This is a genomic window from Pseudomonas sp. GM102, assembly GCF_000282555.1.
Lineage (GTDB): Bacteria > Pseudomonadota > Gammaproteobacteria > Pseudomonadales > Pseudomonadaceae > Aquipseudomonas.
The window spans coordinates 43,625-55,510 of record NZ_AKJB01000063.1 but is presented as its reverse complement, the minus strand read 5'-3'; the positions used below and the strand labels follow the sequence as shown (position 1 = coordinate 55,510).

General features: G+C 55.7%; 8 protein-coding genes and 5 tRNA genes. 2 read left to right on the top strand and 11 right to left on the bottom strand.

All coding sequences use genetic code 11. From position 1 onward, the window contains the following. Positions 1-161 precede the first annotated feature (161 nt). The 11 genes from PMI18_RS12990 to PMI18_RS13040 form a co-directional block, all read right to left on the bottom strand. Positions 162-2,033: a SurA N-terminal domain-containing protein gene (locus tag PMI18_RS12990; protein ID WP_007901828.1), complete on the bottom strand. Its 1,872-nt coding sequence runs from the start codon at positions 2,031-2,033 to the stop codon at positions 162-164. Positions 2,034-2,135: 102 nt separating this feature from the next. Further along, positions 2,136-2,212 (bottom strand) — tRNA-Asp (locus tag PMI18_RS12995). 53 nt (positions 2,213-2,265) lie between these two features. Further along, the gene (locus PMI18_RS13000) at positions 2,266-2,538 is read right to left on the bottom strand and encodes an HU family DNA-binding protein (RefSeq protein WP_002552737.1); all 273 of its coding nucleotides are present in this window, start codon (positions 2,536-2,538) and stop codon (positions 2,266-2,268) included. 149 nt (positions 2,539-2,687) lie between these two features. Then, the gene (gene lon / locus PMI18_RS13005) at positions 2,688-5,084 is read right to left on the bottom strand and encodes an endopeptidase La (protein WP_007901802.1); all 2,397 of its coding nucleotides are present in this window, start codon (positions 5,082-5,084) and stop codon (positions 2,688-2,690) included. A gap of 161 nt (positions 5,085-5,245) precedes the next feature. Further along, entirely contained in the window at positions 5,246-6,529 is a 1,284-nt protein-coding gene (gene clpX / locus PMI18_RS13010; protein ID WP_007901798.1) for an ATP-dependent Clp protease ATP-binding subunit ClpX, read from the bottom strand. Positions 6,530-6,642: 113 nt separating this feature from the next. Beyond that, positions 6,643-7,278 carry an ATP-dependent Clp endopeptidase proteolytic subunit ClpP gene (gene clpP / locus PMI18_RS13015; RefSeq protein WP_007901795.1) on the bottom strand — a complete coding sequence of 212 codons (636 nt, stop codon included), beginning with the start codon at positions 7,276-7,278 and terminating at the stop codon, positions 6,643-6,645. A gap of 93 nt (positions 7,279-7,371) precedes the next feature. After that, positions 7,372-8,682, bottom strand: a complete 1,311-nt coding sequence (gene tig / locus PMI18_RS13020; RefSeq protein WP_007901793.1) for a trigger factor — start codon at positions 8,680-8,682, stop codon at positions 7,372-7,374. Positions 8,683-9,082: 400 nt separating this feature from the next. Then, positions 9,083-9,158, bottom strand: a tRNA-His gene (locus PMI18_RS13025). Positions 9,159-9,236: 78 nt separating this feature from the next. Beyond that, positions 9,237-9,321 (bottom strand) — tRNA-Leu (locus PMI18_RS13030). Positions 9,322-9,378: 57 nt separating this feature from the next. Continuing rightward, positions 9,379-9,454 (bottom strand) — tRNA-His (locus tag PMI18_RS13035). Positions 9,455-9,486: 32 nt separating this feature from the next. Next, a tRNA-Arg gene (locus tag PMI18_RS13040) sits at positions 9,487-9,563 on the bottom strand. Positions 9,564-9,838: 275 nt separating this feature from the next. Between PMI18_RS13040 and folD the strand changes: the two genes are divergently transcribed. Both folD and pbpG read left to right on the top strand, forming a co-directional pair. Further along, positions 9,839-10,693, top strand: coding sequence for a bifunctional methylenetetrahydrofolate dehydrogenase/methenyltetrahydrofolate cyclohydrolase FolD (gene folD / locus PMI18_RS13045; protein ID WP_007901791.1), 855 nt, complete (start codon positions 9,839-9,841; stop codon positions 10,691-10,693). 238 nt (positions 10,694-10,931) lie between these two features. Further along, positions 10,932-11,870 carry a D-alanyl-D-alanine endopeptidase gene (pbpG, locus tag PMI18_RS13050; RefSeq protein WP_007901790.1) on the top strand — a complete coding sequence of 313 codons (939 nt, stop codon included), beginning with the start codon at positions 10,932-10,934 and terminating at the stop codon, positions 11,868-11,870. Positions 11,871-11,886 lie beyond the last annotated feature (16 nt).

Sequence of the window (11,886 nt, the reverse complement as noted above, 5' to 3'; positions counted from 1 at the left end):
CCCTTGCCGGGTGTGTAGAGGACTTTCACCTCCAAGTCACCAGCGAGGCCACCACAGCCAAGCTGGTTGCGCTTGCGCGCAACGCGCCATGCCTGGCGCACCCATAAAAAACCCCAGCCTTTCGGCCGGGGTCCTTGTGTGGCGCAAAGCTCAGTCAAGCATCAGAAACGCTTGATCTCAGCCTCGCTCTCCAACTGCTTGCGGTAAGCCGCAAAGTCTTGTTGGCCAATGCGCGAGGCGAGGAAGCGACGGTACTGAACCTTCTCTTCTTCGCTCGGCGCCGCAGCTTCGTTCACGCCGTTCAGACGCACGATCACCAGGCTACCATCGGCCAGGGTCACGCTGCTGAAGGTCGGCTTGTCTTTGGCAACCGGCTTGGGCATACGGAACAGTGCTTGCAGCACAGTCGGATCGACCCCTTCCTGAGCACGCGTCGCAGCTTGAGTCACTTTCCAGTTCTGGCCATCGATCGCCTGGTCCAGTGCAGTCTTGCCATCGCGCAGGCTGACGATCAGTTGATCAGCCTTGGTCTTGGCGGCAGCACTGGCATGCTCCTTGGTCAGTTGCGCACGAATGCTGGCAGCCACGCTTTCCAGCGGCAGCTGCTCAGGCTTGCGGTGTTCCTTGGCGCGCAGCACGATCACGGTTTCCGGGTCCAGCTCGATGGCGGTGCTGTTGGCACCCTCATCCAGCACTTCAGGACTGAACGCAGCGGTCACTACGGCACGATTGGCCGCAATGCCTTCGCCACCTTCCCGGCCGAATGGCGCGGACGTGTGGACGGTCAGCTTCAGGTCTTGTGCTGGCTGGGCCAGATCGGAGGCCTCGAACGAAGAGTCTTCCAATTGCTTGGTCGCCTCGACGAAACGCTGCTCGACCTGCTGGGTTTTCAGCTCGCGGGTCAGCTTGTCTTTCAGGCTGGCAAACGTAGGCACTTCAGGGGCTTCAACGCCCAGCAGCTTGATCAGGTGGAAACCGAAGTCAGTGCGAACCGGCTCCGAAACCTGATCCTTGGCCAACGAATACAGGGCTTTTTCAAACGCCGGATCGTAGACGCCTGGACCCGCATAACCGAGGTCACCGCCGTTGTTCGCCGAGCCTGGGTCCTGGGAGAATTCCTTGGCCAAAGCCTCGAATTTCTCGCCTTTGGCCAGACGCGCCTGCACTTCTTCGATTTTGGCCTTGGCTTGCGCCTCGGTCACCTTATCGTTCACTTCGACCAGAATATGCGCAGCCCGGCGTTGCTCGGACAGGTTCGCGGTTTCTTTCTGATACGCCGCTTGCAGGTCTTCGTCCTTGACGCTGACCTGGTCAAAGAAGGAGGCCTTCTTCAATTCGAGGTAATCGATGACCACCTGATCCGGCGTCATGAATTCCTTGGCGTGTTCGTCGTAGTAGGCTTTGACTTCGTCGTCAGTCAGTTTCACCGCAGCAGGATCTGCCTTGACGTTCAAGGTGGCGAAATCGCGGGTCTGCTTTTCCAGACGGGCGAAGGCCAGAACCTGTGCATCGGTGACAAAACCGCTACCGGCCAAGCCAGCGCGCAGCTGACCGATCAGCATTTCCTGAGCCAGCATCTGGCGGAATTGCAGACGGCTGTAGCCGAGTTGACGGATCACCTGATCGAAACGCTCGGCGCTGAACTTGCCGTCCACCTGGAATTCAGGCGTTTGCAGGATCACCTGATCCAAAGCCGCTTCGGAGAAAGCGAATTTCGATTTTTCTGCGCCTTGCAGCAGCAGTTTGCGATCGATCAGGCCTTTGAGGGCCGATTCGCGCAGCATTTTTTCGTCGAGCAAGGAAGCATCGAAATCCTTGCCAAGCTGTTGCATGAGCTGACGGCGTTGCATATCAACCGCCTGGTTCAGCTCATTTTGACTGATTTCTTCACCGTTGACCTTGGCCGCATCCTGGCTGTTGGTCGTCGCCTGGAAAATGGCCTCGATACCGGTGAAAGCCATCAGTACAACGATGATCCCGATAATGGTCTTGGCAATCCAGCCTTGTGAATTGTCCCTGATATTCTGCAGCATGCGTCCCCCAGAAACGGTTGAACTTCAAAATTAGGCAACCGTGGAGCGTGGGTAGAATCCGGATAGAAGAAAGGCGCATCCGAGGATGCGCCTTCTCGTAACTGGCGGAGCGGACGGGACTCGAACCCGCGACCCCCGGCGTGACAGGCCGGTATTCTAACCGACTGAACTACCGCTCCGCTGCCAAGTCAGGAATGACCCCGACCCGGATAGGCAAAAACCTGAATCGAACTTAGTTGACAGCTTCTTTCAGTGCTTTACCGGCTTTGAAACCTGGCTTTTTGGCGGCGGCGATTTCCAGCGTCTTACCGGTCTGTGGGTTACGACCGATGCGAGCTGGACGATCGGTCACGGAGAAGGTACCGAAACCAACCAGAACAACAGAGTCGCCAGCCTTGAGAGCGCCAGTGACGGATTCGATTACAGCGTCCAGCGCACGGCCAGCAGCAGCTTTCGGGATATCAGCGGATGCAGCGATAGCATCAATCAGTTCCGACTTGTTCACTCTAAGTCCCCTTATATCTATTTGAGTTTGATTCTAAGTTTTTTGGTGAAAGCAAAAAAACGAGTGCTGAATGGCCTACAGACACTTAAGAGCCGCTTTATAACAAGGGCTCTAAAAAACTGTCAACAAGCCCCCCAGGCAAATGCGTACTAATGCGTGCTAATTCTTTCCTTAGAGTCAGACTCGCGTTTTTCATCCTTTGCAACGATCTCCGGAACCACATCCGGCAAGGGCTCCGGCGCGTATTGCAGCGCAATTTGCAGGACCTCGTCAATCCATTTAACTGGTTTAATCTGTAGATCTTGCTTGATATTGTCAGGAATTTCCTTCAGATCGCGTACGTTCTCTTCAGGAATGATCACCGTCTTGATTCCGCCACGGTGAGCAGCCAGCAGTTTTTCCTTCAATCCACCAATCGCCAGCACCTGACCACGCAAGGTGATTTCGCCGGTCATGGCAACATCTGCGCGTACAGGAATGCCAGTCAATGCTGACACCAGGGCCGTGCACATGCCTACACCGGCGCTAGGGCCATCTTTCGGCGTTGCCCCTTCAGGCATATGGATATGCGTGTCGCGCTTCTCGTGGAAGTCCAGAGGAATCCCCAGGCTCTTCGCTCGGCTGCGGACAACGGTCAGGGCTGCGGTGATCGATTCGACCATCACGTCACCCAGAGAACCCGTCTTGATCAACTGGCCTTTACCCGGCACGACCGCGGCTTCGATGGTCAGCAATTCGCCGCCCACCTGAGTCCACGCAAGGCCCGTTACCTGGCCAATCTGATCCTGCGATTCAGCCAGGCCGTAGCGGAACTTACGCACGCCCAGGAAGTGCTCGAGCATGTCGGCAGTGACCTTCACCGAGAAGCGTTTTTCCATTGCATGCTCTTTGACTGCCTTGCGGCAAACCTTGGCAATCTGGCGCTCCAGCCCACGTACACCGGCTTCGCGGGTGTAGTAGCGGATGATGTCGCGGATCGCTTCGGCGTCAAATTCCAGCTCGCCCTTCTTCAGACCGTTGGCCGTGATCTGCTTCGGCGAAAGGTATTTGACAGCGATGTTGATCTTCTCGTCTTCGGTGTAACCCGGCAGACGAATCACTTCCATCCGGTCCAGCAGCGCCGGCGGAATGTTCATGGAGTTGGAGGTGCAAAGGAACATCACATCGGACAGGTCGTAATCGACTTCCAGATAGTGATCGTTGAAGTTGTGGTTCTGCTCGGGATCGAGCACTTCCAGCAACGCCGACGCCGGATCGCCACGCATATCGCTGCCCATTTTGTCGATTTCATCGAGCAGGAACAACGGGTTGCGGACGCCCACCTTTGTCATCTTTTGAATCAATCTTCCTGGCATCGAACCGATATAAGTCCGGCGATGACCACGAATTTCCGCCTCATCGCGCACACCACCGAGGGCCATGCGCACGAATTTGCGGTTGGTGGCGTGGGCGATCGACTCCGCCAGAGAAGTTTTACCCACCCCGGGAGGACCGACCAGGCACAGCACCGGACCACGAATCTTCTTCACGCGCTTCTGCACGGCGAGGTATTCGAGGATCCGCTCTTTGACTTCTTCCAGACCATAGTGGTCGGCGTCGAGAATGTCTTCGGCACGAGCGAGGTCCAGACGCACCTTGCTCTGGGCCTTCCACGGCACTTGAACCAGCCAGTCGATGTAAGAACGCACCACCGTCGCTTCCGCGGACATTGGTGACATTTGCTTGAGCTTGTTCAGTTCGGCCTGAGCCTTGGCCAACGCGTCTTTTGGCAGACCAGCGGCATCGATACGCTTTTTCAGCTCTTCGATTTCGTTGTGGCCTTCGTCGCTGTCGCCCAGTTCTTTCTGAATGGCCTTCATCTGCTCATTCAGGTAGTACTCGCGCTGGCTGCGCTCCATTTGCTTTTTAACGCGGCCGCGAATGCGTTTTTCGACTTGCAGCAGATCGATCTCGGCATCCAGCAACGCCAGGACGTGCTCGACCCGGGCCGACAAATCGATGATTTCGAGGATTTCCTGCTTCTGCTCGATTTTCAGGGCCATGTGCGCGGCCATGGTATCGACCAGGCGGCCTGGCTCGTCGATGCTGTTAAGCGACGACAGGACTTCAGCGGGGACTTTCTTGCCCAGCTGCACATATTGTTCGAACTGAGCCAGCAGGCTGCGGACAAACACTTCCGACTCGCGCTCGGGCGCGTCGACTTCGTCGATCAGCGAAACTTCGGCACGGCAGTGGCCGTCGACTTCGCTGAAGCGCTCCACGGCACCCCGCTGCTCACCTTCGACAAGAACCTTGACCGTGCCGTCAGGCAGCTTGAGCAGCTGCAGAACGGTAGCGATGGTGCCTACGCGATAAAGTGCTTCTTCACCGGGATCGTCGTCAGCAGGATTACGCTGAGCCAGCAGAAGGATCTGCTTGTCACCCGTCATCGCTGCCTCGAGGGCTTCGATGGATTTCTCGCGCCCCACGAACAGCGGGATAACCATGTGCGGATAAACCACGACATCACGCAATGGCAGGAGAGGCAATTCGATGGTTGTCTTCATGATTTCGCCTCTACGGCGGCCATAAGGCCGTAAACAGATGGAAGTAAGCTTGAAACCAAGATGGGGGCTGTTTTCAAAAAAAACAAGCGCAAATAAAATGTTAAAACGCGTTAATAGCAAAGGGGCCCGAAGGCCCCTTCTTTATTCCAGCAGTGTGACGCTTAGGCGTCCGGCGCTGCCTTGGCAGTCGGCTCACTGTTTTCGTAGATATACAGTGGCTTGGACTTGCCTTCTATAACGCTTTCATCGATCACTACTTTACTCACCTCGGACTGCGAGGGGATTTCATACATAGTGTCGAGCAATACACCTTCGAGAATCGAGCGCAGTCCACGGGCACCGGTTTTGCGTTCCAGGGCACGTTTGGCGACCGATTTCAGCGCGTCAGCCCGGAATTCCAGGTCCACGCCTTCCATCTCGAACAGCTTGGCATACTGCTTGGTCAGAGCATTTTTCGGCTCGGTAAGAATCTGCATCAACGCAGCCTCATCAAGCTCGTCCAGCGTGGCAAGTACCGGCAGACGACCGACGAATTCCGGGATCAGACCGAACTTGACCAGATCGTCAGGCTCGACTTCACGCAGGGATTCACCGACTTTCTTGCCTTCTTCCTTGCTGCGCACTTCCGCGTTGAAACCAATGCCGCCCTTGGTGGAACGGTTTTGAATAACCTTTTCCAGACCGGAGAACGCACCACCGCAGATGAACAGGATGTTACGGGTATCGACCTGAAGGAATTCCTGCTGCGGATGCTTGCGACCACCTTGAGGTGGAACGGAAGCGACCGTGCCTTCGATCAACTTGAGCAGGGCCTGCTGCACGCCTTCACCGGAAACGTCCCGGGTGATCGACGGGTTGTCAGATTTACGCGAGATCTTGTCGATCTCATCGATGTAGACAATGCCCATCTGGGCTTTTTCTACGTCGTAATCGCACTTCTGCAGCAGCTTCTGAATAATGTTCTCGACATCTTCACCTACATAACCCGCCTCGGTGAGGGTGGTTGCGTCGGCGATGGTGAACGGAACGTTCAGCAAGCGGGCCAGTGTTTCGGCAAGCAGGGTTTTACCCGAGCCTGTCGGGCCGATCAGCAAGATGTTGCTTTTGCCGAGTTCGACGTCGTCATTCTTTTTGTCACGCTGGTTCAAACGCTTGTAGTGGTTGTACACCGCTACGGCCAGAACCTTTTTCGCACGTTCCTGACCAATCACGTACTGATCAAGGATGCCGCTGATTTCTTTAGGCGAAGGCAATTTATGCGCGCTGCTTTCGGCCTGGGCTTCCTGCACCTCCTCACGGATGATGTCATTGCACAGGTCGACGCACTCGTCGCAGATAAAGACCGAGGGGCCGGCAATCAATTTGCGTACTTCATGCTGGCTTTTGCCACAGAAGGAGCAATAGAGCAGCTTGCCGTTGTCCTCGCCGTTGCGGGTGTCAGTCATTCGTTCGATCCAAATCCGATAGGCTTGCAACACAAGATGAAGGCTATTGCGGGCTTTTTCAAGCCCGCCGGTGATCAGACCAGCTGACCAACCTTATTTTGAGCTGCTTATTATTAAGCGGGGCGCTGGTTGATCACTTCATCGATCAACCCGTATTCACGCGCGGCTTCAGCGCTCATGAAATTATCGCGGTTGGTATCGCGCTCGATTTCTTCAAGAGTGCGCCCGCTATGCTTGGCCATCAGCGTGTTGAGACGCTCACGAATGAAGAGGATTTCCTTGGCATGGATTTCGATATCCGAGGCCTGGCCCTGGAAACCGCCCAGTGGCTGGTGAATCATCACACGCGAGTTCGGCAGGCAGTAACGCTTGCCTTGAGCACCGGCCGTCAGAAGAAACGCGCCCATGCTGCACGCCTGACCGATACAGGTGGTCGATACGTTTGGCTTGATGAACTGCATGGTGTCATAGATCGACATGCCCGCCGTCACCGAACCGCCCGGGGAGTTGATATAGAGATGGATGTCCTTGTCCGGGTTTTCCGCTTCAAGGAACAGCAGTTGCGCACAGATCAGGTTGGCCATGTAGTCCTCTACCGGACCAACCAGAAAAATCACTCGTTCCTTGAGAAGGCGCGAGTAGATGTCATAGGCGCGCTCGCCACGAGCAGACTGCTCGACAACCATCGGGACCAGGCCGCCAGCGGCCTGGATATCAGAGTTCTGCTGAATATACGAATTACGGAACATGCTCTGCAGTCACTCCCAAATAGTTATGTCTTGAATACGCATAAGCCAGCACGAAGGCTGGCTTATGGTGTGTGCTTCTTACCGCAAAAACGATCAGTCGGCTTGTGGAGCTTCTACCGGCTTGACCGCTTCTTCGTAAGAGACCGATTTGTCGGTCACGCTAGCTTTCTGCAGAACAGTATCCACAACTTGTTCTTCCAGCACAACCGAACGGACTTCGTTCAGTTGCTGGTCGTTCTTGTAGTACCAAGACACAACCTGCTCAGGCTCCTGGTAAGCCGAAGCCATTTCCTGAATCATCTCGCGAACACGGGCTTCGTCAGGCTTGAGGTCGAATTGCTTGACCACTTCAGCCACGATCAGACCCAGCACAACACGGCGCTTGGCTTGCTCTTCGAACAGCTCGGCCGGCAGCTGGTCAGGCTTGATGTTGCCGCCGAACTGCTGAACAGCCTGCACGCGCAGACGGTCAACTTCGTTGGACAGCAGAGCCTTTGGCACTTCGATCGGGTTGGTGGCCAGCAGACCGTCCATAACCTGATTCTTGACCTTGGATTTGATCGCCTGACGCAGTTCGCGCTCCATGTTCTTGCGAACTTCGGTGCGGAAGCCTTCCAGACCGGTTTCCTTGATGCCGAATTGAGCGAAGAATTCTTCGGTCAGCTCTGGCAGTTTAGGCTCGGAAACGGTGTTCACGGTCACGGTGAACTCAGCGGCTTTGCCTGCCAGGTCGAGGTTCTGATAGTCCTCAGGGAAGGTCAGGTTCAGAACGCGCTCTTCGCCGGCTTTAGCGCCGACCAGACCGTCTTCGAAGCCAGGGATCATGCGACCGGAACCCAGCACCAGCTGAGTGCCTTTGGCGGAACCGCCAGCGAACACTTCACCGTCGACTTTGCCGACGAAATCGATGTTCAGTTGATCTTCGTTCTGAGCAGCGCGATCGGCGACTTCGAAACGGGTGTTCTGCTTGCGCAGGATTTCCAGCATCTTGTCCAGATCGGCATCAGCCACGTCAGCGCTCAGGCGCTCGACAGTGATACCTTCGAAACCGGCAATGGTGAACTCCGGGAACACTTCGAATACGGCTACGTATTCCAGGTCCTTGCCTGCTTCCAGGGATTTAGGCTCGATCGAAGGCTGACCAGCCGGGTTCAGCTTCTGCTCAACCACAGCTTCGTAGAAGGAAGACTGGATTACGTCGCCTACAGCTTCCTGGCGAGCGTCAGCACCAAAACGGCGCTTGATTTCGCTCATTGGCACTTTGCCTGGACGGAAGCCAGCGATCTTGGCCTTTTGGGCGGTCTGCTGCAGACGCTTGTTGACCTGGCTCTCGATACGCTCAGCCGGCACGGTGACGCTCATGCGGCGCTCAAGAGCAGTAGTATTTTCAACAGAAACTTGCATGGATATTCCTCGTTGCACAGACGTTAGCCGGCCGTTTCCGACCCCAGAATCAAGGGCATGCATTCTAGTGGGTCAAACTCAAGAAGTCACCCTACTGAAAACGGGTAAAAAAGCAGCAGGCAATTTATAGGCGGGGACAAACGGTTGTGCCTCGCCCTGTTAGCAAATACAGTCAGTCATGCCAGGGCTCTGCACCCACCTTCCTATATATAGAAAGAATCGGCAATCCATCCCTGACAGCCAACCCCGCGAGGGGATCGGCGGGCAAATCGAGCATCATCGAGAAACATAAATACGACGAAGCGACCTGCCCCTGCGGCCCACAACCTGCAGCCGCCGATACTCAAACCACTGAAACAAAAAAGGCGCCAGACTGTTAAATCTGGCGCCTTTCGAAATATGGGGTGGACGATGGGGATCGAACCCACGACAACGGGAGTCACAATCCCGTGCTCTACCAACTGAGCTACGCCCACCATATTGCGTGACAAAGAAGCCAAACAACTTCTTTGTTGAGCCCCAACCAAGCCAACCGGCAAGACTGAAGCTTTATTTGGTGCGGATGAAGAGACTCGAACTCTTACGCCTCGCGGCGCTGGAACCTAAATCCAGTGTGTCTACCAATTCCACCACATCCGCGGATTGAAGCTGTTAAAGCAAAGGCGCCAGACTGTTAATCTGGCGCCTTTCGAAATATGGGGTGGACGATGGGGATCGAACCCACGACAACGGGAGTCACAATCCCGTGCTCTACCAACTGAGCTACGCCCACCATATCGCGCTACTTGTGCCAAAGCTGCCTAATGGCGCACCCGGCAGGACTCGAACCTGCGACCATCCGCTTAGAAGGCGGATGCTCTATCCAGCTGAGCTACGGGCGCCTTGTTAATCTGTACCCTTGAAGGACTACAAACTAAGTGCTTTTCAGTCTTGCAGAACCGTAACTCCGCTCAACCTTATCAACCAGTGCTAGGCTGTGCCCGACAAGTGCGACGAATAGTATAGAGCCCCCCAGATGTCGTCAAATCCTTTTTATAAAAAATTCATTTAATTAAAGGAGTTAGGGGAATTTGCAGACCAAGCGCCTTTGCCCTCACCTCATGACATGCGAGAATGCGCTCTCTTTTTTTCCCCTCTCGATGGTTAATCACGCGCAATGACTGCACAACTAATCGACGGCAAATCGATCGCCGCCAGCCTGCGCCAGCAGATCGCCAAACGAGTCGCCGAGCGTCGCCAGCAAGGCCTGCGCACGCCCGGCCTCGCGGTGATCCTGGTCGGCAGCGATCCTGCCTCTCAGGTTTATGTCTCGCACAAGCGTAAAGACTGTGAAGAGGTCGGCTTCCTTTCCCAAGCCTACGACCTGCCTGCCGACACCACTCAGCAAGCGCTGGCCGATCTGATCGATCGCCTGAACGACGACCCGGCGATTGACGGCGTTCTGCTCCAGCTGCCTTTACCTGAACACCTGGACGCCTCCAAATTGCTGGAGCGCATTCGTCCCGACAAGGACGTCGACGGTTTCCACCCTTATAACGTCGGCCGTCTGGCCCAGCGTATTCCGCTGCTGCGTCCGTGCACACCTAAAGGCATCATGACGTTGCTGGAAAGCACCGGTGCAGATCTATACGGGATGGACGCAGTCATCGTCGGGGCCTCCAACATTGTTGGCCGCCCGATGGCGATGGAACTGCTGCTGGCCGGTTGCACCGTGACCGTTACCCACCGCTTCACCAAGGATTTGGCAGGCCATGTCGGTCGCGCCGACCTAGTGGTGGTTGCCGCCGGCAAACCGGGCCTGGTCAAAGGTGAATGGATCAAGGAAGGCGCGATCGTGATCGACGTCGGCATCAATCGTCAGGAAGACGGCAAGCTGGTCGGTGACGTGATCTACGAAACCGCCCTGCCCCGCGCCGGCTGGATCACTCCGGTACCGGGCGGCGTTGGCCCGATGACCCGCGCCTGCTTGCTGGAAAACACGCTGTACGCCGCGGAAACACTGCACGCCTGAGTTCACGCTTGCTTGAAGCGCCGCATAAAGGAACCCCGCCAGTCGCGGGGTTCTTTTTGCCTGAAGAAAAAGCTCGACCATCCGCCGGAAAAGCCCATTTTTATCAGGCGCCCAGGCGCTTTCATCAGAACATCGAACAACCATCGACAGTTCTTCAGCCATACTCCTAAAATGCGTCGCTTTTTAAAGAAACAGCCCGTTACAAAACGGTATATCCACCTTTTATGAGTCCGCCAGCGTGAAAATCCGTCTTTCAATCCTGAGCTTGTTTTTTGCATTTACAGGGACTTTCACCACGCCAACGATCAACGCTGCAGAAACCACCGCAGCCCCCCGAGACACCTCACAACTGAAGCTCGCTTCCGGCAGTGTCTTGCTGATGGACATGCAAACCAACAAAGTGATCTATGCCAGCAACCCTGACGTCGTAGTGCCAATCGCATCCGTCAGCAAACTGATGACCGGCCTGGTGGTGGTAGAAGCCCGGCAAAACATGGACGAATACCTTTCCGTCAACATCAGCGACACCCCGGAAATGAAAGGCGTGTTTTCCCGAGTCAAACTCAAAAGCGAATTGCCGCGCCGGGAAATGCTGCTGATTGCCCTGATGTCGTCGGAAAACCGCGCCGCCGCGACGCTGGCCCATCACTATCCGGGCGGCTATGTCGCGTTCATTGCCGCCATGAACGCCAAAGCCAAAGCGCTGGGAATGACCAGCACCCACTTTGTCGAACCGACGGGCCTCTCTCCTCGCAATGTGTCCACCGCCCGCGATTTGAGCAAACTGCTGATCGCTGCACACAAGCACCCGTTATTGACTCAATTGAGCACCACCAAGGAAAAAACCGTTTCGTTCCGCAAACCCAACTACAGCTTGGGTTTCCGCAACACCGACCATTTGGTCAACAAGCCTAACTGGGACATCAAACTGACCAAAACCGGCTTTACCAACGCGGCTGGTCACTGCCTGGTGCTGGTGACCCACATGTCAGATCGGCCGATGGCGCTGGTGATTCTCGATGCCTTCGGCAAGTACACGCACTTTGCCGATGCCAGCCGGATTCGCAGCTGGGTCGAAACCGGCAAGAGCGCCAACGTGCCCTCCGTTGCCCTGCAATACAAGTCCGACAAGAACCTCAAGCATCGCCAGAGCGGTGTGGTGGAAGCATCGAAATAAGCTCGAAACGTCTGTA